This window comes from Acinetobacter sp. 1542444, from assembly GCF_000581835.1.
Classification (GTDB): Bacteria; Pseudomonadota; Gammaproteobacteria; order Pseudomonadales; family Moraxellaceae; genus Acinetobacter; species Acinetobacter pittii.
Map to the genome: position 1 here is coordinate 130398 of NZ_JEYA01000007.1, position 22721 is coordinate 153118.

The 22721-nt window shown below is 38.2% G+C and carries 21 protein-coding genes; 6 read left to right on the forward strand and 15 right to left on the reverse strand.

Going from position 1 to position 22721, the window contains the following annotated elements; all coding sequences use genetic code 11:
• From J580_RS21085 to tviB, 7 genes are read right to left on the reverse strand one after another with little or no spacing between them, the layout of a single operon-like run.
• Positions 1-1056: a nucleotidyltransferase family protein gene (locus J580_RS21085; RefSeq protein WP_002063376.1), complete on the reverse strand. Its 1056-nt coding sequence runs from the start codon at positions 1054-1056 to the stop codon at positions 1-3.
• Positions 1049-1690, reverse strand: a complete 642-nt coding sequence (locus tag J580_RS21090) for a sugar O-acyltransferase (RefSeq protein ID WP_032005740.1) — start codon at positions 1688-1690, stop codon at positions 1049-1051. Before J580_RS21090 ends, J580_RS21085 begins: the two co-directional genes overlap by 8 nt.
• Complete coding sequence (locus J580_RS21095; RefSeq protein WP_032005741.1) at positions 1691-2785, reverse strand: N-acetylneuraminate synthase family protein; 1095 nt, start codon at positions 2783-2785, stop codon at positions 1691-1693. It abuts the gene before it with no gap.
• Entirely contained in the window at positions 2775-3911 is a 1137-nt protein-coding gene (gene neuC / locus J580_RS21100; RefSeq protein ID WP_032005743.1) for a UDP-N-acetylglucosamine 2-epimerase, read from the reverse strand. Before neuC ends, J580_RS21095 begins: the two co-directional genes overlap by 11 nt.
• A gap of 5 nt (positions 3912-3916) precedes the next feature.
• A complete protein-coding gene (locus tag J580_RS21105) occupies positions 3917-5065 on the reverse strand; it encodes a LegC family aminotransferase (protein ID WP_032005744.1) in 1149 nt (382 codons plus the stop codon).
• Entirely contained in the window at positions 5065-6261 is a 1197-nt protein-coding gene (locus J580_RS21110) for a UDP-N-acetylglucosamine 4,6-dehydratase (RefSeq protein ID WP_032005745.1), read from the reverse strand. Before J580_RS21110 ends, J580_RS21105 begins: the two co-directional genes overlap by 1 nt.
• 13 nt (positions 6262-6274) lie before the next feature.
• Positions 6275-7549, reverse strand: coding sequence for a Vi polysaccharide biosynthesis UDP-N-acetylglucosamine C-6 dehydrogenase TviB (gene tviB, locus J580_RS21115; protein ID WP_032005747.1), 1275 nt, complete (start codon positions 7547-7549; stop codon positions 6275-6277).
• Positions 7550-7903: 354 nt separating this feature from the next.
• On the opposite strand from tviB, the gene J580_RS21120 reads away from it, so the two are divergent.
• The 5 genes from J580_RS21120 to J580_RS21140 all read left to right on the forward strand — a co-directional run bounded on the left by J580_RS21120 (position 7904) and on the right by J580_RS21140 (position 13302).
• The gene (locus tag J580_RS21120; RefSeq protein ID WP_032005749.1) at positions 7904-9004 is read left to right on the forward strand and encodes a polysaccharide biosynthesis/export family protein; all 1101 of its coding nucleotides are present in this window, start codon (positions 7904-7906) and stop codon (positions 9002-9004) included.
• Between the two features lie 4 nt (positions 9005-9008).
• On the forward strand, positions 9009-9437 hold the full coding sequence (locus J580_RS21125) for a low molecular weight protein-tyrosine-phosphatase (protein WP_032005750.1): 429 nt from the start codon (positions 9009-9011) through the stop codon (positions 9435-9437).
• An 18-nt stretch (positions 9438-9455) separates the two neighbouring features.
• Entirely contained in the window at positions 9456-11639 is a 2184-nt protein-coding gene (locus tag J580_RS21130; protein ID WP_032005752.1) for a polysaccharide biosynthesis tyrosine autokinase, read from the forward strand.
• Between the two features lie 192 nt (positions 11640-11831).
• On the forward strand, positions 11832-12557 hold the full coding sequence (locus J580_RS21135) for an FKBP-type peptidyl-prolyl cis-trans isomerase (RefSeq protein WP_032005754.1): 726 nt from the start codon (positions 11832-11834) through the stop codon (positions 12555-12557).
• Between the two features lie 49 nt (positions 12558-12606).
• On the forward strand, positions 12607-13302 hold the full coding sequence (locus J580_RS21140) for an FKBP-type peptidyl-prolyl cis-trans isomerase (RefSeq protein ID WP_032005755.1): 696 nt from the start codon (positions 12607-12609) through the stop codon (positions 13300-13302).
• Between the two features lie 48 nt (positions 13303-13350).
• Here the strand turns inward: J580_RS21140 and murJ are convergent, their stop codons facing one another.
• Positions 13351-14901: a murein biosynthesis integral membrane protein MurJ gene (gene murJ / locus J580_RS21145; protein WP_005804817.1), complete on the reverse strand. Its 1551-nt coding sequence runs from the start codon at positions 14899-14901 to the stop codon at positions 13351-13353.
• 72 nt (positions 14902-14973) lie between these two features.
• Positions 14974-15543: a 1,6-anhydro-N-acetylmuramyl-L-alanine amidase AmpD gene (ampD, locus tag J580_RS21150; RefSeq protein ID WP_032005756.1), complete on the reverse strand. Its 570-nt coding sequence runs from the start codon at positions 15541-15543 to the stop codon at positions 14974-14976.
• A 171-nt stretch (positions 15544-15714) separates the two neighbouring features.
• On the opposite strand from ampD, the gene nadC reads away from it, so the two are divergent.
• Entirely contained in the window at positions 15715-16560 is an 846-nt protein-coding gene (gene nadC / locus J580_RS21155) for a carboxylating nicotinate-nucleotide diphosphorylase (protein ID WP_032005758.1), read from the forward strand.
• Here nadC and J580_RS23420 read toward each other — a convergent pair.
• From J580_RS23420 to J580_RS21180, 6 genes are all read right to left on the reverse strand, one after another.
• Positions 16557-16724, reverse strand: a complete 168-nt coding sequence (locus tag J580_RS23420; protein ID WP_000938939.1) for a hypothetical protein — start codon at positions 16722-16724, stop codon at positions 16557-16559. The genes nadC and J580_RS23420 overlap by 4 nt on opposite strands.
• 433 nt (positions 16725-17157) lie before the next feature.
• Positions 17158-19326 (reverse strand): phosphocholine-specific phospholipase C, encoded by a 2169-nt coding sequence (locus J580_RS21165; RefSeq protein ID WP_032005759.1) that lies wholly within the window; start codon positions 19324-19326, stop codon positions 17158-17160.
• A gap of 20 nt (positions 19327-19346) precedes the next feature.
• Positions 19347-19481 (reverse strand): hypothetical protein, encoded by a 135-nt coding sequence (locus tag J580_RS23930; protein WP_255787789.1) that lies wholly within the window; start codon positions 19479-19481, stop codon positions 19347-19349.
• Between the two features lie 133 nt (positions 19482-19614).
• On the reverse strand, positions 19615-20331 hold the full coding sequence (gene rph, locus J580_RS21170; protein WP_002120794.1) for a ribonuclease PH: 717 nt from the start codon (positions 20329-20331) through the stop codon (positions 19615-19617).
• Positions 20332-20490: 159 nt separating this feature from the next.
• On the reverse strand, positions 20491-21633 hold the full coding sequence (locus J580_RS21175) for a fatty acid desaturase family protein (protein ID WP_081403752.1): 1143 nt from the start codon (positions 21631-21633) through the stop codon (positions 20491-20493).
• Between the two features lie 30 nt (positions 21634-21663).
• Positions 21664-22689 carry a ferredoxin reductase gene (locus tag J580_RS21180; RefSeq protein WP_032005764.1) on the reverse strand — a complete coding sequence of 342 codons (1026 nt, stop codon included), beginning with the start codon at positions 22687-22689 and terminating at the stop codon, positions 21664-21666.
• Between the last annotated feature and the right edge of the window lie 32 nt (positions 22690-22721).

Below are 22721 nucleotides of genomic sequence, written 5' to 3' on the forward strand. Positions count from 1 at the left end.
TTATTCTAGACCCAACATATGAATATCTTTTTGCGCACGGTTATAGTCTTCCATATGACCGATGTCGAGCCAATATTCATGTAAAGGATAGCTTAAGACTTTATTTTTCTTTTCCATTTGCTGTTCTAAGATAGTCGGCATACCAATAAACTGTGCATTAACTTGTGCCAACAATTCAGGGGAAATGACATAAATACCTGTATTAATATCAAAGAAATAACTTGGTTTTTCAGTCATACTTTGTATTACATTATCTTCAGAGTTAACTACGCCATAAGGAATTTGATATTGGAATTCTCTCACGCACATCGTTGCAATAGCTTCGCGCTTTTCATGAAAGTCCAATAATTTTTCAAAATTCATGTTTGTTAGTACATCACCATTAATCACAATGAATGGCAATTTAATATCTGATGCTGGCAATAAACTCAATGCACCGCCAGTTCCAAGCGGATCAGTTTCATGTACATATTGAATCTGTACGTCAAACTTCTCACCATTACCAAAATGCTCATTAATCACTTCTGGTAAATAGTGAGTAGAAATATAAAATTTATAAAAGCCTTGATTTTTAAAGCTTGAGATAATGGTTTCTAGTAAAGGCTTACCACCAACAGGTAACATTGGTTTTGGGCATGTATCTGTCAATGGGCGTAAACGTGTACCAAACCCCCCAGCCATAATAAAAACTGGATTTTCTTTACGTTTTTTACGAATCAAATCATCAAGCGTAATAATATTAACGAGCTGATTATTTTTAATTACTGGTAATGCCAGATAACTTTTTTCACGCATGATCTCAAAAATCTGGCGGTTATTTAAGCTACCTTCTTCAATACTATAAGGATTAGTATGCATGATTGTTTCAACAGCTGCATGCACATCTTGGCCTTTTAAAAGCCCTCTACGAATATCACCGTCTGTAATACTTCCGATCAATTGATTGTGATCATCAACGACCAAAACAATTCTTAAAGCATATAGATCAAGTAGCTCTAATGCTTTCAAAATTGAATCATTTTTATGCAAAATTATATTATTAACATCTCTAGTCACGACTTAATTCCTTAGCAGGTGATCCAATATAGACCTTATTCGGTTCCGTATGTTTCACAACCACGGCACCCGCGCCTATAACGGAGTTTTCACCTAAATATTTCAATTGCTCTGGACTTTTGCCCGGCAAAATAGCAGCATTTGTTCCAATGTAAGTGCCTTGCTTCAAATGAATACAACCAGACACATTAACACCTGGCATGACAGAAACGTAGTTTTCTAGAATACAGTCGTGCCCAATTGTGCTGTTAAAACTTACTATAATAAAATGACCAAAACGACATGAATTTGTAATTCTCGCTCCAGCTGCAATTACCACACCTTTACTATGTTCTAGCAATTCTCGAATGCCATAGCCAAGTGATGATTGAGAATGAATCAAATTGGGATAAGATAAATCGGCATAAGCTTCATATATTCTTTTACGAATCTTCGGATCAGCAACACCTATCGCATATACCGTATCCGTTAATGTCGGTATTACTGATTCAGGCAAAATGGGGAAACCAAGTAAGGTGTCACCATCTTTGGCATTTCTTTCTAAAAAAAATATATGGCGGTAGCCTTGATCTATTGCTAAATCTACTAGCTCTTTTGCAAAGCCACCTGAACCAAAAATCGCCAGTTTTTTCATTTAAATTTCAATAAAATCGTTCTTTTTAAAGCTACGTTTTGCTTTTGTACCAACAACATCCCAATACTTATTTGGTTCTAAACAAACGCGACCAGCTCGTTTTGTCGTGACATTGTCAGAGGTTAAAAGCTCCCCTTCCGCAATATCTGTTTTAGCCACAATACTACGACGTACTAGGTAATAGTTATCGCTCTCTTGCTCTAGCATAAATTTAATACCGTCGCCTAAAGCTGCATGTGTTTTATGCAAAATTTCGACATAATGCTTAAATTCATCTGGTTCCATTGATGCTGCGTGGTCTGGGCCAGCCATCGTTTTATCTAATGTAATATGCTTCTCGAAAATGCGGGCACCAAGACTTACACCAATAACCGCTGCGTATTCATCAAGCGTATGATCAGAAAACCCTGTTGCCAAATCAAATACATTTTTTAAAGTTGAAATGGCTTTAAGATTACTTTCTTCAAATAAGGCTGGATATTGAGTCACACAGTGTAAGATAGAAACCTGTTCTTTCAACTGTTTACGTACTGAAATTTTAGAATAAGCTTCTCTAAATAACTGCTGAGACGGTCGAACGTCTGTTCCCTTATCGATAACAAAAGCAAATACTGATAAGGCTTGTTCAATATCACCTAAACTTGCTGTTCCTGTAGATAAAATGACATGCTTTTTTGAACATGCAATTTCATAAAGAAACGGTAAATTTGAAATATCAGCAGATGAGACTTTCAAGTAAGGTACATCGATCTCATTCACCAAGAACTTCAAACTATCAGAGTCAAACGGCGTTGAAATAAAAGTAATTTGGTGTTCATCACAAAATTTCTGTATTTCTTCTGTCTGCTCATAAGTGAGCTCTAAACTTTTTACAAGCTCTAATTGGCTTTGACTAGAACCAGTATTTTCTTTTTGATATGCAGCCATTTCAGTTTGATCAGATAATAAACTATCTGCTTTAAATGTTTGAAATTTGACAGCATTCGCACCGCATTCTTTGGCTTTTAAAATAAGCTCTTTTGCTAACTCTACAGAGCCATTATGATTTACACCAATTTCTGCAATGACATAAATTTCGTCTTGATTAAAGATCATAAAATGGTGCCTTCTTTTTAAAATCCGTCGTTTTAATAAGTTCAATTATTTTCTGAGAAGTATTGCCTAACCCTAATGGTGGAACAACTTTACTCAATTCATCGTCTGGGAAATTAATTGCTTTTTGCAATGCTTCTAAAATTTCATTTTCCTCTAATTTAACATCAAGGATAGATTCACAACGCAAACGTCCTTTTTGACGATCACCAATATTTACTGTTGGAACCTGTAACGCAGGAGCCTCTGATAAGCCACTTGATGAGTTACCCACCATAGCTAAAGCATTTTTCAAAACACTTAAATAATTTTGAATACCAAAACTCTTTACAAGCAATACGCGATCTGGCAACTGTGCTTTTAAATCAAGCATTGCTTTCACAATATTAGTATTACCATTGTCGGCATTTGGATAACTAAAGACAAAATTGACATCTTTTATTTGCTTAAGTGCATCAAATAAAGGCGCAACATTTTCTTCTAGTAAATTAGTTTCGGGATGATAAGTAATGAGAAAATATGGTTTTGAAAAATCAAAATCATATAATTCGCTTAATTCTGTAATATTTTTAAATGTTGTACGCTGGATATGATCTAACCCTAGCGCGCCAACATTAAATACCTTATCTGGTTGCTCGCCTAATTGAATAATTCGTTTCTTATATTCCTCTGCCGCGGCAAAATGAATATTAGACATTTTAGTAATCGCATGACGAATTGATTCGTCATATGCACCTTCAGTGATTTCACCACCATGCAAATGTGCAACAGGTACATGCATGATTAAAGCAGCTTGAGTCACTGCCAAAGCCTCGAAACGATCACCCAAAACAACTAATAAATCAGGTTGCATACGTTTCAATGCATCTGCAAATCCAAGTAAGCCAACACCCATTGATTTCACAACAGCGGACGACGTATCAGATGACAATAGCATTTCTACCGATTCGGTAATTTCGAAACCATCTTGAACAATAGTTTTCCAAGTTTCGCCATGCTCAGGTGAATAATGCATAGCCGTAGCTAGAATTTGTAACTCTAGCTCTGGATCTTGCTGAATATCTCGCATTAACCAATACAGCAAACCATATTCAGCCCGAGTTCCTGTAAAAACGGCTATTTTTTTCATTCTTATTACTCCAAAGGAACCGAACTTGGAATATTTACAACTCTTTCTTCCAACCATAATGAGTTAGTTAAATCGCCTTGTAATGCAGTTTGGTACATTGGCAATCTGGTCATTAAAGTCCAGATTGGGCGAGTCATAACCTTATTTGAATTGGTTTCATCCAAAATCAAATCTCGTTGAGCCTTATCTTTGCAAACAATGGCATTTAACCAATAGTTAGATCGGCAGTCTTCAGGTTCCACAACAAATGAAATATCACTATCTTTAAAGAAATCTTGATATTGCTGAGCTAAATCACGCTTTTTAGCAAGAAAACCTTCCAAGCCTTCCATTTGTGCACAACCTAAAGCAGCATTCAAATTTGGTAAACGGTAGTTAAAACCATTTTCATCATGATAAAACTCATAAGGATGCGGTATTTTTGCAGTTGTCGTAATGTGCTTCGCTCTTATGCCAAGTTCTTCATCTTGACACAAGACCATACCGCCGCCACCTGTAGTGATGACTTTATTTCCATTAAAGCTAAGTGCTGAAACTAAACCAAAAGTTCCGGTATGTTTACCTTTGTAGTAAGAACCTAAACTTTCAGCAGCATCTTCAACTAATGCAATATTCCACTTAGTTACGACCTGTTGAAGCTCATCAATTTCAACTGGATGGCCAAATGTATGCATTGGAACGATTGCAGAAATACGTTTATTCGTTGCTTTGTGTTTACATACACCTTGGTCATCAATAAAAGCATTTTCTTGCAAATAAGCGTCTAATGCTTTTGGACACAAGCCGAGTGTCTTCAATGAAACATCAATAAATAATGGTTCCGCGCCAATATAAGACAAGGCATTACAAGTTGCGACAAAAGTCAAAGCTTGCGTAATTACGATATCGTCGCGCTTTACACCAGCTAGTAAAAGAGCAATATGTAATGCAGCTGTTCCATTAACAGTCGCAATAGCTTTAGCACAGCCTGTAAACTGTTGAACTTTGGCTTCAAAGTCGTTTACATATGCACCAACACTAGAGACAAAAGTACTATCAATCGTATCTAATACATATTTTTTTTCATTACCAAGAAAACGAGGTTCATGTAATGGAATAAAATTATTGGTACGATAAATGTCTCGTACAAACTGATTAAATTTAGAAGTATCCATTACATTTTCCCATCTAAATATAAACCTGTTTCTTTGTGTCCAAAGTTAGGCATCATATAGTTAAATAGATCAACAATTTCTTCTTTATTCCATTGCTTATTTAATAGCATTGCATGAATTTTTTCTTCAAATACATGCAATTTATCTTCTTCAACATTTAGCTCGTTTTTAATAACCCCTAAATTATTAAAACGTTGCATATCTAAAGTTTCATTATCGGTAAAGAATTCTTCGAAATCTTTCTCACCCGTAGTTGTGCTTCCAGCAAATAAACAAGGCCATTTTCCTTGTTTTGGCAAAGTCTGAATTAAGCTACGCGCTTCATCCTCAGACTCACACAAATACGGCTCATATCCAAGGTTATTAAGATATTTGACTGCAATATCAGCAAAAGTAATGAGGTGTAAGTGCTCGCTAAGCTTAGGGAAGAAAATATCTCTATTCTCACCTAGTAAACAAGACATGAGGCACAACTCACCTGACTCTTTTGGAGTAACGAAATAACGGCGAATATCATTTGGCGCAGCAATTGGCTGGTTTTTCTGAATACGTTGATTAAAACCATGTAATAAAGAACCATCTGAAAATGCAACATTCGCAAAACGAGCCGTGGAAATATCAATATGCTGACTTTGACGCATAAGGAACATTTCCATAATACGCTTTGAGCCACCCATCATATTTACAGGGTTAGCAGCTTTATCTGTCGAAACGCAGAAATACTTTTTCACGCCTTTTTCAATAGACTGCTGAATCGTTTTTTCAGTATTCAAAATATTGACATGAATCATTCGCATTAATGTAAACGGATCTTTTTCACTACGCACATGCTTTAAAGCGGAAAGATTTAAAACGTAGTCAAAATCACCATCATTCTGAATATATGCATCATACTCAGCAGAGCCAATATCTAGTGCAAATGTTTGGAAATCACCATCGATATAGCCAAATGAGCTACGAATATCACGAACAACTTCTGTCAAATTATTTTCTGAAATATCAACAACGTGTAGTTTCTTAGGATTACGTTTAAAAATTTCTTTAACAACTGCTTGGCCAATAGACCCCGCCCCCCCTAAAACTAAAAACTTCGATGAGGAAACAATTTCGATTAACTTATTATTCCAATGTTGAATATCATCAACAAAAAGCTCTTGTGTTCTGCCAATTAAATTTAATTGAATATCTGTAGACATTATAAAACCCTAATCAAAGTCTAATATTTGAACTTTCTTTATCCAAAACATATTTCAAATCATAAAGCACATGCTTTTCTTTACCTAAAGCATGGAACTCTTCAACACTCATGGATTTAAACTGGTTATGTGCTACCGCAATGACGATCGCATCATACAAGCCTTGTTGTAATTCTTTAATTGGTGCTAAACCATATTCGTGTTGTACTTCTGTATCATCGACCCATGGATCATATATATCTAAGTCGAGATCATATTCTTTAAGGGCTTTAATAAAGTCGACAATTTTTGTATTACGAATATCTGGACAGTTTTCTTTAAAACTAAGACCCATCACCAAAATACGAGCACCAACAACTTGTATACGCTGTTTCACCATTTCTTTGATAAGTTGGGTTGCCACATGTTCACCCATACGATCATTTAAGCGTCGGGCCGCTAAAATAATTTCCGGATGCAATCCAATAGATTGGGCTTTATGGGTTAAATAATATGGATCTACCCCAATACAGTGTCCACCAACTAACCCAGGACGGAATGGTAAAAAATTCCATTTTGTACCCGCGGCTTTAAGCACATCTTCTGTATCAATATCTAATTTATTAAAAATAAGCGCCAATTCATTAATAAGAGCAATATTGACATCACGTTGGGTGTTCTCAATCACTTTGGCAGCTTCTGCTACTTTTATATTCGGCGCCTTATGAGTTCCTGCCTCAATAATCAGATTATATACTTCATCAACATAATCAGCGATTTCAGGTGTAGAACCTGAAGTAATTTTTAAAATATTAGTTACGCGGTGAAGCTTATCACCTGGGTTAATTCGCTCAGGGCTATAACCTGCGAAAAAGTCTTGATTAAATTTTAAACCTGAAACTTTTTCCAAAACAGGAATACATACCTCTTCTGTTGCGCCTGGGTATACCGTTGACTCATAAACTACCACATCGCCCTTTTTAAGCACGTGACCAATACTGGTCGATGCTTTAATTAAAGGCGTAAGATCCGGTTGTTTAAAGTCATCAATTGGAGTGGGGACCGTTACAATAAAGAAGTTGCTGTCTTTTAAGTCCGCCAAGTCAGCGGTATAACTTAATTGCACCGCTTGTTGTAATTCTTGTGTTGATACTTCTAAGGTATGATCTTTACCGTTTTTGAGCTCATCAATACGTTTTTGATAAATATCAAAACCAACGACAGGTACTTTTTTCCCAAACTCAACTGCCAATGGTAAGCCTACATAGCCCAACCCAATAATTGCTATTTTTAAATTGGCAATTTGCATATAAACGAGCCTTTTTCCTTAGAGTTTATATCTAATAAATCATGCTTTTGGCACTTACAATGCAACGTACTATATCAGATTTTAAGTTTGCACCGTACGCCAATTGTATAAATGTGTTTACAACATTTATAAGTAATCTTTGCCAATTTAGCCAAAATTATACATTTTTAATATTTCTACACCATGACCGCTGTTTAAAACTCAGCCCCAGATAAACTAAACATACAAAGCCCTGCGATTTTTTCGGTGTTTTTTCATTTCTTTTCAGCTAGAATCTGTTCAACCTGCGTTTAATGCAATTGTTACTATGCAGTAGACAATATCAATTAAAGATAAATACACAAAGGGTTGCGTGTGAAGTATTGCCAGTTTTTTTCTGTTCTTGCCTTAAGTTTGAGTGCCGCTAGCTGTGCAGTCACTTCCGGCTTACAAACCTATGACATTCCAAATGAAGGCATTTATAAAACTGACCTTGGAACTACGGTTAATGTTGTTAAAATTTCTCAAGAAACACTACCAGCAATACAACCTGCTCAAATAGACTATCAACGTGACTATGCAAGTTTATTTAAAACTCAGCAATCAATTTACCGCTTAAGCCCTGGTGATGTACTCTCTATTCAACTTTGGGCTTATCCGGAAATTACCCCTCCAGTTAATGGCATTAGTAATGAACAATCTATTCAGGCTAATGGTTACCCAATTGATCAAAGTGGGTATATTCAATTTCCTTTAGTTGGCCGTTATAAAGCATCGGGCAAAACACTTGCTCAAGTGAACCGTGAGCTCCGTAGTCAACTTGCGCGCTTTTTAAAGAATCCAGATGTGGTTGTACGAGTACTTTCCTATGAAGGTCAGCGCTTTTCTGTACAAGGTAGTGTCACTAAAGGTGGTCAATTTTATTTAAGTGATCAGCCCGTAAGTATTTACACAGCATTAGGTTTAGCCGGTGGTGTAACTACGACTGGGGACAATACTTATATTCAACTCATTCGAAATGGCCGAACTTATAACTTAAATACAATTGATCTAGAGAAAGCGGGTTATTCACTACATAAGCTACTCGTTCAACCAAATGATACAATTTATGTCAGCACTCGTGAAAACCAGAAAATTTATGTGATGGGCGAATCAGGTAAAAACCAAGCGTTACCAATGCGTGATCAAGGCATGACCTTAACTGATGCCTTAGGTGAAAGTTTAGGAATTAACCCGAACTCTGCAAGTGCAAGTCGAATTTATGTGGTACGTACTAATCCTAATGACTATACAACTGAAATTTATCATTTGAATTTAATGAGTATTGGTGACTTCGGTTTGGCTAATCAGTTTAAATTACGGAGTAATGATATTGTCTATGTTGATGCGACTGGATTAACTCGTTGGCAGCGTGTGATTAACCAGATTATTCCATTCTCAAATGCTTTATATAACATAGATCGTTTGGGCCAATAATATTATGCAAATTAAAAATATTTTGGTGGTTTGTATTGGAAATATTTGCCGTAGTCCTATGGCAGAATACTTCTTAAAATACGAATATCCACAGTTAAATATTGAATCTGCGGGTATTTCTGGACTAGTGGGGCATCAAGCAGACAATAAAGCACAAATTTGTATGCAACGCTTAGGTATCGACATGCAACCTCATGTCGCACGTAAACTAAATGCTGAGCATATTAAAAAAGCCGACCTTATTTTGGTCATGAGTCACAACCAGCAAAAACATATTGAGCAAACTTGGCCCTTTGCAAAAGGTAAAACCTATCGCTTAGGACATTGGCAAAACAAAAATGTGCCAGATCCTTATCAACACGATCAAGCTATTTTTGATGAAACTTGCCAACTCATTCAACAGTGTATTGCTGACTGGAAACCTTATATTTAACACCAAGATTTTAAACTTATGAACCAAAATACCAATACCGAAGATACAATTGATCTAAAAGAATTGTTTTTTTCATTGATTGCTCAATGGAAACTTATAGCACTCTGCATCATTTTGAGTCTTGTGTGTGCCCTTCTCTATTTACGTGTAACACCCGACACCTACTCGGTTGATGCTCTGGTTCAGGTTGAAGATAGTAAAGGTGCATCCGCTGCGCTTTTAGGTGATTTGTCTCAAATGGTAGAGCAAAAGTCGCCAGCTCAAGCGGAAATTGAAATTTTAAAATCTCGTCTAGTTTTGGGCTCGGTCATTAAAGATTTACATCTTAATATACAAGTTTCCAGCACTGAAAATACGCTTACTCATCGTTTATTAAGCGATACTGAGTACAAAACCGAGTACACTAAAAAATCGGTTTTATTTAAAGATGGACTAAAAAATTTTGAAATCCGTCAATTTGAAATTCCTAATGATTATTTAGACAAGAATTTACTTCTTAATTTCGATAAGCAGTCTTTACGCTTAACTGATCCAAAAACAGAAGAGATCCTATTAACTGTTCCATTAAACAAAGCTAACACGGTTGTAGGACCACAGGGCTTATGGAAAGTAGCAATCTTTACCAAAGACCAACTCGATGCAACTTATAATATTGCCAACTTATCTTTACCTGCAGCAGTAGATGCTATTAGTGCAAACTACTCTGTCGGTGAACGAGGCAAGCTTACCGGTGTTTTAGGGCTAACTTATCAAGGTCAAGATAAAGAGCATATAACCAAAGTTTTAAATGCAATTCTAGCAACTTATAGCGAACAAAATATTGAACGTCGCTCAGCTGAATCTGCTCAAACCTTAAAGTTTTTGGATGAACAACTCCCAGATCTAAAAAAACAACTAGATGATGCAGAGCGTCAATTTAATAAATTCCGCCAACAATACAACACCGTTGATGTGACCAAAGAGTCTGAGTTGTATTTAACTCAGAGTATTACTTTAGAAACTAAAAAAGCAGAGCTTGAACAAAAACAAGCTGAAATGGTTGCAAAATACACTGCTGAACATCCTGCAATGCGTGAAATTAATGGGCAGATTGCAGCCATTAATAAACAAATTGGCGAACTCAACAGTACTCTAAAGCAATTGCCGGATGTACAACGCCAATATTTACAACTGTATCGTGAAGTTGAAGTAAAAACTCAGCTCTATACGGCCCTATTGAATACTTATCAGCAACTTCGTATTGCCAAAGCAGGCGAAATAGGTAATGTACGGATCGTCGATACTGCTGTTGAACCAGTTGAACCAATTAAACCTAAAAAGCTAATTGTTTTAATTTTAGCCATTATTGCTGGTGGTTTTATTGGAATACTAGTCGCCCTACTACGTAATATGTTACGTACAGGCATTAAAGATTCTGGGCAAATTGAAAATGAGTTGGATTTACCAGTCTATGCAACCGTACCACGTTCTCCAATTCAAGAAAGCCGTATCAAGATTTTAAAGAAGAAGAAAAGTATTCCTATTCTTGCTGTTAAAAATGGTGATGACATCGCAATTGAGAGCTTACGTAGTATCCGTACCGCGATTCACTTTGCTTTAGCAAATGCAAAAAATAATATCATTATGATTGCTGGCCCTTCTCCAGAAGTGGGTAAATCATTTATTTCGACCAACCTTGCAACTATTTTCGCTCAAGGTGATAAACGCGTACTACTCATTGATGCCGATATGCGCCGTGGTTATATGCATAAATACTTCGACGTTGATGTGAAACCAGGTCTTTCTGAATTATTAAGTGGACAAGCTGATCTACAAAAAGTATTACACAAAACTCAAGTTGCTAACCTTGATGTGATTACTCGTGGTAAAAGCCCAACAAATCCTTCAGAGATTTTAAGCTCAAACCAATTTAAAGAGTTACTTGAACAGCTACAAAGTCAATATGATCATATCATTATCGATACTCCACCAGTACTTGCAGTAACCGATGGTATTATTATTTCACAATATACTGGTGTGAACTTAATTGTTGCGCGTTATGCTAAGTCGCAAATGAAAGAGCTTGAATTAACGCTTAATCGCTTTGAACAAGCAGGTGTTAAAGTCAACGGCTTTATCCTTAACGATATTCAACGTGCGAGCGCGGGTTATGGTTATGGCTATAACTATGCCTATGCTTATAAAGCACAAAAAGAAGATTAATCGTAAAGTGATAAGAGAACCGGATCAAATGATCCGGTTTTTTTATTTAAGATTTTTTTAAGTCTACTCCTACTAAAACTAACTAAAATATATAAAAAACCACTCGTTTTTTTTCTTAAACATTCTATGCTTAAGCATGCTAAGATCAAAAGCAGCCTTTTTAGACTCAAATGATTATTTTTGGAACCTTTTATGAGTAAAGCCTTACCCATTGCTGTCGCTGTAGTTTTAGGCGGTGCTGCACTTGTACCAGTTTATTATGCAAGCCAACATCCGACCACAGAAGTCGGAAGCAAAGCAAATAAAAATGCCTCTCCAATTGAAAAAATCAGTTATGTTCTTGGGTACGAAGTTGCTCAGCAAACTCCACCTGAACTTGACACAAAATCATTTGTGAAAGGGATTCATGATGCTCGTAATAAGCAACCAAGTGCATATACTCAAGAAGAGTTAAAAGCTGCTGTTGCTGCTTATGAAAAAGAATTGCAGCAAAAAATGCAACAACAAGATAAACCAGAGCAAGCCGCTGGTGCAGCGTCTGAATCTGCAGATGTTCAATTCCTTGCAGAAAATAAAACAAAAGTTGGTGTAAAAACTACAGCGTCTGGTTTGCAATATATCATCACTAAAGAAGGCACAGGTAAACAACCAACTGCGCAGTCTATGGTTAAAGTACATTACGAAGGCCGTTTAATTAACGGTCAAGTTTTTGATAGTTCTTATAAGCGCGGTGAGCCTGTTGAGTTTCCACTCAATCAGGTTATTCCAGGCTGGACTGAAGGACTTCAGCTCATGAAAGAAGGTGGTAAAGCGACGTTCTTCATTCCATCTAATCTTGCTTATGGCCCTCAGGAACTTCCTGGCATTCCAGCAAACAGTACGCTGATTTTTGATGTAGAACTCATTTCAGTGAAATAAAAACATTCAGGAGAGTAAAACAGTACTCTCCTTTTTTTTGGAAAACGGCATGAAAAAAATCGGTTTAATTATTGCAACATCAACGATGAGTTTATCTGTTTTTGCTGCTGCACCTATTACAAATAAAAGCCCGGCGAAAGAACAATTTAGCTATAGCTATGGCTATTTAATGGGCCGTAATAATACTGATGCTTTAACAGATCTAAATCTTGATATTTTTTATCAGGGTTTACAAGAAGGTGCTCAGAACAAAACCGCACGCTTAACTGACGAAGAAATGGCGAAAGCGATTAATGATTATAAAAAAACTTTAGAAGCTAAGCAGCTTGTTGAATTTCAAAAAATAGGACAACAAAATGCTCAAGCAGGTGCTGCATTTCTTGCTGATAATGCAAAAAAATCGGGCGTAATCACGACTAAATCAGGCCTCCAATACCAAGTATTAAAAGAAGGTACAGGTAAAAAACCGAAAGCTGTATCACGTGTTAAAGTGAATTATGAAGGTCGTTTACTCGACGGAACTGTATTTGACAGCTCAATCGCACGTAATCATCCAGTTGAATTTCAGCTTAGCCAAGTGATTGCAGGCTGGACTGAAGGTCTGCAAACCATGAAAGAAGGCGGTAAAACCCGTTTCTTTATCCCTGCAAATCTCGCTTACGGTGAAGTCGGTGCAGGTGATACGATTGGTCCGAATAGCACTTTAATTTTCGATATTGAATTGCTGCAAGTTTTGCCAAAATAAATGTATTAGTATAAAAAAAGCGATCATTTAAGATCGCTTTTTTTATTTTTAGTGTTTTAAATCTCTAGGTCGAAAACCCGTAAGGATTAAACCGATCAGGTAAGCAATTATCCCAACTACACATAGCCCTACGACTTCGGCAACACGTAACCACTGTGAAAGCTCTCCGTTATACCAATTGAGCCCAAACCAAAGCGCTGCAATCATGGCAAGGTTCGCTAAACCATATTGAAGTCCTAATTTCTTCCAATGCGGACCAAATCGGAAAATATTACGCTTATGCAAATAGAAGTAGAGTAAACCGGCATTTACTAACGCTGAACCTGAAGATGCTAGTGCAAGTGCCATATGTTCTGCATGCCAATCAATAAGCTTAAAGAAACCAATAAATACAACGTTTAAAATTGCATTAGCTGCGACCGACATTAAGCCTACGCGCACTGGTGTTTTTGTGTCTTGTTGTGCATAGAAACCAGGTGCAAATACTTTAATCAGCATGAAAGAAATTACACCTGCACTCATACATTGCAATGCTAGAGCTGTCATTTGTGTATCACGTAGATCAAACTCACCACGCTGGAATAATGCTTGAATAATCGGTGTTGAAAGCATAAATAAAGCAATACTTGCCGGTAATCCTACCAATACAATGACTTTTGCAGCCCAGTCGATCATGCCGCGGAACTTTGCTTGATCCTGCTCTGCATGACGGGCAGAAAGCGAAGGCAAAATTACTGTACCAATCGCAACCCCAATTAAACCTAAAGGTAGCTCAGTCATGCGTTCAGCACTGTAGAGCCAAGACACTGAACCATCTTGCATGAAAGATGCCCAAATCGTATTTAGCAATAGGTTAATCTGAGTCACCGATACACCAAATAATGCTGGAAGCATTAATTTTAAAATACGCTCTACACCCTCATGTTTAAAATCAACTTTAGGTGGAATCAGTAGGTTTTTACGCCACAATTCAGGAATTTGTATCGCTAACTGTAATACCCCAGCCGCAACAACTGACCAGCCTAATGCTTTGATTGGCTCAGCCATATACGGCGTAAGCCACCACGCTCCTGCGATCATCGCTACATTTAACAAAACTGGTGAAAAAGCTGGTGAGGCAAACGAACCATAACTATTTAAGATGCTGCTAGCAAAAGCCGTGAGCGACATAAACATTAGATATGGAATAGTCAAACGGAACATGCTGACGGCTAAATCGAACTTTTCTGGATCACTGTGGAAGCCCGGTGCGTACATATAGATGATTGCAGGTGCTAAAACCATAGCCACAAAAGTGAGTAAGGTCATAACTGTTAGCAAACAGCCAAATACCCGACTAATTAAGATCTGTACTTCAGCGTGTGCTCGACCTGTTTTATATTCAGTTAAGACTGGGATAAAGGCCTGAGAAAAGGCGCCTTCGGCAAATAGTCGTCGAAAGAAGTTAGGAATACGAAAAGCGACGACGAAGGTATCAAAATCTTTACCTGCACCAAACACGTTGAGCAATACGACATCACGTACTAATCCTAACACTCGTGACAACATCGTCATTGCACTGACAATAAAAGTCGATCGCCACAATGCCATCGCACTCACCTACAGCTATATTCGAAAGACGCTATTGTAATGAAACTAGAAAATCTTTTCGTTGTGAAATGATGAACAAACTCAAGTTTTTTTCTGAGCTAACAATTGTCTAAAGTGCTGCCATTTAAAATAAGGGCCTGGATCGGTTTTTCGGCCAGGAGCAACATCTGAATGCCCTGCAATATGGTTTTTAATTTCTGGATAAGCTTGGCGAATAGCAGTAACAACGTCAGTTAATACTTCATATTGTACATCTTCAAAAGGTAAATCATCACTTCCTTCAAGTTCTATACCAATTGAATAATCGTTGCATTCTACTTTGGCTAAATAACTTGAACGCCCTGCATGCCATGCTCTCTCGTTAAAGTTAACAAACTGTAGAACTTCACCTGTTCGTAAAATTAACAGATGTGTAGAAACTTGCATGCCTTCAATAGTCTGAAAATAAGGATGAACTGACCAATCTAACTTGTTTTGAAAAAACTGCTCAATATAGCCACCTCCAAATTGAGACGGCGGCAAACTAATATTATGAACCACAATCATTTGAATTTCGGTGCCAGTCGGACGCTGGTTAAAATTTGGAGAAGGGATTTGTCTCGCCCCTTTTAATTGTCCATCTATAACTTCATACGGTGTGATTTGCTTCATTGAGACGCCAATAAATTGCTTGCCAATTGTTTTAGTTTAAAACAGTTATGCGCTTTTCAAAGCAGTAAATGCGATTGTTTATCGCGATTAATCTCATAAAATAGCTTATTTTTCAGGTCGACGATGCTAATATATCGCAAGTTTTAGGGTCATCGACAAAATGGAAACCGTATGAGCATACCTCAGTCTTTGCTTGAACAATCAATTCAAATCAATATTCAACAAGCATTACAAGAAGATATTGGGGACGGTGACATTACCGCTATGCTCACACCTGAAGATGAGCAAGCCACGGCAACCATTATTAGCCGCGAAGATATGGTCTTAGCTGGACAACCGTGGGTTAATGCGCTCATCTCAGCTTATGACAATACTGTTCAGGTGACTTGGCTAAAACAAGAAGGTGAACGTGTTGCTGCAAACGAAGCCTTTTTAAAGCTTGCTGGTTCTGCACGTAGCTTACTGACTGTAGAGCGCCCTGCTTTAAACTTTATTCAAACTTTGTCTGCTGTTGCAACAAAAACTGCTGAATATGTTCAACATCTTGAAGGTTTAAATACAAAACTTCTCGATACACGTAAAACTCTACCAGGCTTACGTATTGCACAAAAATATGCGGTTGCTATCGGGGGCGGACAAAACCATCGTCTTGGCTTATTTGATGCGTTCTTAATTAAAGAAAACCATATTATGGCAGCGGGTGGTATTGCTCAAGCAATCACCAAAGCACATCAAATTGCACCGGGCAAACCTGTTGAAGTCGAAGTTGAAACTTGGGATGAACTAAATCAAGCGCTTGAAGCTGGGGCGGACATTGTCATGCTCGATAACTTCAGTCAACAGCAAATGATTGATGCAGTTAAACATGTAGCAGGTCGCTGTAAACTCGAAGCCTCTGGCAATATCACCATTGAAAACTTGCGTGAAGTTGCCACCACTGGCGTTGACTATATTTCTATGGGCGTCCTAACTAAAGACGTTAGAGCTGTTGATTTATCTATGCGTTTTAATGCTTAGATAAAATCTGCGTCATTATTGGTATTTTTTTGCGACTTGGTCATGTCTGCCGCTTGTGTTTTTTGCCACGCTGACTGAGTCGCTTGTGCCCCACTATCACGTGGATCGGCAGCCATTAGAACAAATGTCACTACTGCTAATAATACAATAAAACCTTGTAGCATAAATTTTCCCCATTACTTTAAAAATTCAGGGTTTCAAGGTAAAAGATAAATATGACCAGGCTTAGGAGATTCTGTTACAAAAGGTAAGTCTTTATTTTTATTATTCATCTATACGACAGCATATTCCCACATAATATTTTATATCAACAGCATAACTCCCTTTATTTACTATCGTGACATGGATATCTCTTTTCCTACGCGACAGAGTCTTATCGCTTAGAATTTTTTGCCAACAGCTCATTCTGTTACTTTGGTTTTGCCCAAAGTAACCAAAGGCATTGTCATCTGCAAAACCTGCCCACTTTCATCCTCTATCCTATTTTGTTGCAAAAATAAGATCCTTATAGATTATAGACAGGTTGCAGATGACTTTTAGCACCAATTAATGAGGAATAAATTTCAATACCTTCATTAACAGAAATAACTTACCAACCTAAGACTCTAGATAACCCATATATGGATCAGAAATTGAATCTTCTTGAGTTTCTATACGGCCTGCGAAACGACGACTGAAAGTAGTATCATCAGCTAAAGTCACAGTGAAGTCATACCAGCCACCAAATTCAGACATATCCCAAACTAATTCTTTTTCAGAACTATTGGTTTCAATCGTCCATGTCTTGTTTGGAAGATAAGCATTTGCTTTGACGTTTAGCTTGACTGACTTATTACCATCATGACGCACTTTTAAATACAAATTCGCATCACACTCTTCCACACACACTCTAATTTCCGGTAATACTTGAGTCTGGTTAGCTTGACTCAAATCGCCTTTAAACGCGCGATGGAAACCATTTGGTCCAAGCACCCACAAATCGTACTGCCCATTTGTAGCATTCCATACATCATCGAGCTGTTTACCCGCCTCAACCATATAACGACGTGGAATTACTGTTAGATCTAGTCGGTTATAGACATGGAAAACGGCTGCCTGTTTACCTGTATTAGAGAACATCAGCTTAACCGTTTTTTGAGTGGTATCGACTTTGGCACTGGTGTGCAAAATATATGGCAAAGCACGTGATGGCCTAATTCCCATTTCCTGCTGAGGAAATTGCTGCTGGCTCGGAACAGGAACTTGTGGCAATAAAGCTTGAGCAACACGAATCGCATCGGCTTCGGCTTTGGTTTTCTTCCCATCTAGTTCAGCAACAGGCAGAAGGTTCGGTGTTTTAAAATTAAATGCCGTCGTTAAATCACCACATACAGCACGGCGGTAAGGACTAATGTTAGGTTCTTGCACACCAAAGCGTTTTTCCAAGAACTGTAAAATAGAGGTATGGTCAAAGACTTGAGAATTTACCCATCCTCCACGGCTCCACGGCGAAATCACATACATTGGAACACGTACACCTGGTCCATACACTCGACCATCTGGCTTAGGTTGAGATTTTGAAGTCGCTACTGCTGGATGGTTAAAGTACTCATAAGACACTTGCTGATCGTTTAAAGTCGTTTTTCCATATACAACACCGTTTACATCTTTAGACGGTGCACTTGGTGAAGGAACATGGTCAAAGAAACCGTCATTTTCATCGAAGTTCACCAATAAAACGGTTTGGCTCCACAGCTCAGGGTTTTCAGTTAATGCATTTAATACTTCCTGAATATACCAAGCACCTTGTACAGGACTAGATGGCCCCGGATGTTCACTGTAAGTTGCAGGAGCGACCAACCAACTCACCTGCGGTAATTTACCTTGGGCGATATCAGCTTTAAAAGTTCCTAAAAAACCACCGTCTGGCATGGTATTGGCAATACCTTTGTAAAGTGGTTGAGTCGCATCAATCTTTTCGTCGTATGCTGGACACGTTAGCGTGTCGTTACTGACAGGTTGACCAGATTGCTCATTTGCACGGCGATACTGTTTGAAACCAGCTAACGGGTTATCGGTAAAGTTATCTGGCATATTTTGATAGACTTTCCATGTTACGCCAGCCTGCTGTAAGCGCTCAGGATAAGTCGTCCATTCATAACCTTCTGTTGATGCCCCAATCCCATCAAATTCATTTACAACACTCGCAACACCTGCACCTGTAGGACCATTAGTTCCAGTCCAAATAAACTTACGGTTTGGGTTGGTCCCAGCATGCATAGCACAGTGGTAAGCATCACAAATGGTAAAAGCATTCGCTAAAGCAAACTGATATTCGACTTCTTGTTTTTTATAATAGCCCATCGACTGTGGTTTTTTATAAGCGACCCAATCACTCATACGGCCATTGTCCCAAGCTGCTTGGCCATCAGACCATGAGTGAGGTGTACCTGAAACACGCTGAGCATTTCCTAAACGACTATCTAAATGGTAAGGCAATACTTTCTTTTTATTCGCATCATATTGTTCCCAAACCTTTCGGCTTTCCGTCATTGGAATGGTAAAACGATCACCAAAACCACGTACACCTTTGAGTGTTCCAAAATAATTATCAAATGAACGGTTTTCCTGAGTCAAAATCACGATGTGTTTAACATCTTGAATAGTTCCACTTTCAACTTTGGCATCAATAGCTAAGGCTTTTTGAATACTCAGCGGGAAACTCGCTAAAGCAGCTGTCCCAAACATGGTTTTTGTAGAGTTTAAAAGAAATTCGCGACGATTCATTAGTTCTATCCTAGTTCTTATTATGGTGCACAGTGCATTTTGCAATTACTGGTGGGCGGTGTTGTTGGCGATGAATTATCTGAGTCGTTATCATCGTTACAAGCACTGAGCATGAGTGCTAAAGAGGTAATTAATAAAAGTGAAAGTTTTCGCATTGGTTTTTTCCAAACGGTTTAAATGCGAACTACTAATAAAGCGTAAAAGTGACAGGCAAGTGATGTTTTTATGTCGGTTTGATGAAGGCATAAAAAAACGCATCCGAAGATGCGTTTTTCAGAAAGCGTAAAATTACCAGCCTAAAGCTTCTTGTTGCTTTTTAATGAGCTCGGCAATCCCTTTTTCAGCCATTTCTAACATGGCATTGCTTTGAGCGCGGGTAAACGGTTTGTCTTCGGCAGTACCTTGAATTTCAATAAACTCGCCAGCTTGTGTCATTACTACATTTAAGTCAGTTTGACAGTTCGAGTCTTCTTCATAGCAAAGATCAAGCAACACTTCGTCTTGATACATACCGACAGAAATTGCAGCAACCAACCCTTTAAGCGGATCATGCTTAATTTTCTTTTGAGACAATAAAACATTCATCGCATCAACTAATGCTACAGCAGCACCAGTGATTGAAGCAGTACGCGTACCGCCATCAGCCTGAATGACATCACAGTCGATAGTAATCGTGTTTTCACCAAGCTTTTTCAAATCAACCATCGCACGTAAGCTACGGCCAATCAAACGTTGGATTTCTTGAGTACGGCCAGTTTGTTTACCACGAGCCGCTTCACGGTCACAACGTGAATGTGTTGAACGCGGTAGCATGCCATATTCTGCCGTTACCCAGCCTTGGCCTTGGCCTTTTAAAAAGCGTGGCACTGAGTTATCAATGCTTGCAGTACAAAGGACTTTGGTGTGACCAAATTCGACCAGCACAGAACCTTCAGCATAACGGGTGTAGTTTCGTGTAATTTTCACTTCACGTAATTGGTCTAATGCACGTTGGTCAATACGCATAATCCTTCCTAACTTCTCTTAAATACAAACTTGGGCATAGTATAGCAAAGGATTTTGACAGGTTGAGTTTATTCCCTACTTTCAAATGTAAGTCTACAAGTTTCATAACTCAAAAATAAAAATAGCCCCTAAAAAGGAGCTATTTTGAATTAACTGAGATTATGCAAATTTAAATTTTGCTTTTAACTTTTCTAATGTCTGCATCACTTTTCCTGTGGTATGGTTTGGCAGTGAACATTTCGCTAAACGTACCCATACACTCCAGAACTGACGCATAAAGTTCGCTTCGTTGTAATTAATGCCATATTCAGCGCAAAGTGCCTTAATTTTCGGTGCTACTTCTTTATAGCGGTTAGCTGGCATATCTGGAAATAAATGATGCTCAATCTGATGGCTTAAGTTACCACTCATAAAATGTAGCCATTCTGTACCACTAAAATTACTTGAACCACGAATCTGGCGTAAGTACCACTCTGCCTTAGTTTCAGTGTCTGTATTATCAGGCTCAAATGTTTCTGCATCTTCAGTAAAGTGACCATTAAAAATCACCGCAGATGACCACAAGTTACGAATAATATTCGCAACTACATTTCCTGCAAAAACTGGTAAAAACATAGGGCCAGAGATCACAGGGAAAAACACATAGTCTTTTAAGACTTGGCGCGTGGCTTTTTTACGGACTTTAGCCGAATCTTTCCAAACCTGTTTCCAGCTCTTGGTTTTATAAACTAATGCATCTTCAAGATGTAAGTTTTGCACGCCTACATACCACTCAAAGAAAAACATTAACTGTAGACCTAGAGGAATATTAAACAGGTGGCGGGGTTCCCACTTCTGTTGATCACTTACTCGCAAAATACCATAACCGACATCATGGTCTTTACCGACAATATTGGTATAGGTGTGGTGCACATAGTTATGTGTTTCACGCCAGTCATCACCCGATGCAATGGTATCCCAATCGTAAGTATTACCGTTCAGGCTTGGTTCATTTAACCAGTCAAACTGACCGTGCATGACGTTATGACCAAGTTCCATGTTTTCTACAATTTTAGAAATACCTAATAAGCCTGTGCCTAGTAGCCAGACTGGCGAAATCCAACCACCAAACATCAACATGCCACGCGATGCGATTTCGGTATATCGAACAAAATTACGTACTTTGTAGATATATTTTGCATCTTGCTCACCAAGACTTTGCATAACGTCTTGACGAATCTGCTCAACACGGCGACCAAACTCTTCAGTCTGTTCAGGTGTTAAATGAGCAGATTTAGAAACAGTAGAAAATTCTAATGCCATATTCATAGGGTTAATCCTCTTTAATTCTTTTTATAGATCAATTGTGACTGGGCTTAATGCCTGGCTCACGCATAGTTTAATTGGGCGGTTCGGTTGATCTTCAATTTCACCAGTTAATAGATTTTGAGTAACTCCGCTTACCTTGGTACAGCTGCATTTATTGCAGACACCCATACGGCAACCATGTTGTGGGCGTAAACCAGCTTGTTCTGCACTGCTCAGTAAATTTGTTTCAGCTAAAAACTCGTGTTGAGCACGGCGGAAAATAACAGGCTGTGCTACATGTGTACCAGTCACTTGAAGTGGCTGAAAATACTCTTGATAAAGCTGCGACTGAGCACCTTTTTGTGCATAAATTTCATTGGCTTGCTGCATCATGCCATGATGACCACAAACATAAGTTGCTGTTTGCTCGAAATCTGGAACCAGCTTTTGCAGTAAGCTTTCAGTTAAATGCTGCTTTTGCTCGGTGGTATTAAAAAAGTGATATTGAAGCTGCGGGTGCTGTTCTGCCAAAGCTTTTAATTCAGTATGAAAAATTTCCGCACGATTAAAATAAATGAGATGAATTTGTTCAAGTTGCTGTTTTAAAGCTTGCTGCAAGAGTGAATAAATTGCAGTTATACCGCTTCCTGACGCAATCAAAATCGCAGGATGCTGACCTTGGTGCAAAATAAAATCACCTTGTGGCTGTGAAATCTCAACACACTCACCCACATGTAATAGTTGAGCTGCACGAGACACCAAGCCTTGGACTTTAATGCCTAAAGCAATTTCACCTTGAGGGGTCACTTCAATAATCGAGTAACTACGTTGTTGGTAAACGCCATCGATAAGCAAAGTCAGCAAAATACTTTGACCCGCTCGAACCTGATCGAAATTAAAATTACGATTCGGTTTAAGCTTGATAAGCACCATATCGGTATGAAGTGGCTGAACTGCAGTAACTTCTGCAAGTACCCTTTTCCACGCCCAAGTCACGTTAATTTTCTGCAAGACAAAATCAACGAAATCTTCTCGAACCCAATGTGGCTGATAACTAAGTGTTGCGTTCATACGTTCCTCTTTTGTATCTGGCTATTTATTTG

Coding starts and splice junctions, on each gene's coding strand:
- J580_RS21180 (WP_032005764.1), bottom strand. CDS start 22,689: ATGAACGCAACACTTAGTTATCAGCCACATTGGGTTCGAGAAGATTTC.
- J580_RS21135 (WP_032005754.1), top strand. CDS start 11,832: ATGAGTAAAGCCTTACCCATTGCTGTCGCTGTAGTTTTAGGCGGTGCT.
- tviB (WP_032005747.1), bottom strand. CDS start 7,549: ATGCAAATTGCCAATTTAAAAATAGCAATTATTGGGTTGGGCTATGTA.
- J580_RS21125 (WP_032005750.1), top strand. CDS start 9,009: ATGCAAATTAAAAATATTTTGGTGGTTTGTATTGGAAATATTTGCCGT.
- J580_RS23930 (WP_255787789.1), bottom strand. CDS start 19,481: ATGCGAAAACTTTCACTTTTATTAATTACCTCTTTAGCACTCATGCTC.
- J580_RS21105 (WP_032005744.1), bottom strand. CDS start 5,065: ATGGATACTTCTAAATTTAATCAGTTTGTACGAGACATTTATCGTACC.
- J580_RS21140 (WP_032005755.1), top strand. CDS start 12,607: ATGAAAAAAATCGGTTTAATTATTGCAACATCAACGATGAGTTTATCT.
- neuC (WP_032005743.1), bottom strand. CDS start 3,911: ATGAAAAAAATAGCCGTTTTTACAGGAACTCGGGCTGAATATGGTTTG.
- J580_RS21175 (WP_081403752.1), bottom strand. CDS start 21,633: ATGGCATTAGAATTTTCTACTGTTTCTAAATCTGCTCATTTAACACCT.
- J580_RS21090 (WP_032005740.1), bottom strand. CDS start 1,690: ATGAAAAAACTGGCGATTTTTGGTTCAGGTGGCTTTGCAAAAGAGCTA.
- J580_RS21095 (WP_032005741.1), bottom strand. CDS start 2,785: ATGATCTTTAATCAAGACGAAATTTATGTCATTGCAGAAATTGGTGTA.
- J580_RS21130 (WP_032005752.1), top strand. CDS start 9,456: ATGAACCAAAATACCAATACCGAAGATACAATTGATCTAAAAGAATTG.
- rph (WP_002120794.1), bottom strand. CDS start 20,331: ATGCGTATTGACCAACGTGCATTAGACCAATTACGTGAAGTGAAAATT.
- J580_RS23420 (WP_000938939.1), bottom strand. CDS start 16,724: ATGCTACAAGGTTTTATTGTATTATTAGCAGTAGTGACATTTGTTCTA.
- ampD (WP_032005756.1), bottom strand. CDS start 15,543: ATGAAGCAAATCACACCGTATGAAGTTATAGATGGACAATTAAAAGGG.
- J580_RS21110 (WP_032005745.1), bottom strand. CDS start 6,261: ATGTCTACAGATATTCAATTAAATTTAATTGGCAGAACACAAGAGCTT.
- J580_RS21165 (WP_032005759.1), bottom strand. CDS start 19,326: ATGAATCGTCGCGAATTTCTTTTAAACTCTACAAAAACCATGTTTGGG.
- nadC (WP_032005758.1), top strand. CDS start 15,715: ATGAGCATACCTCAGTCTTTGCTTGAACAATCAATTCAAATCAATATT.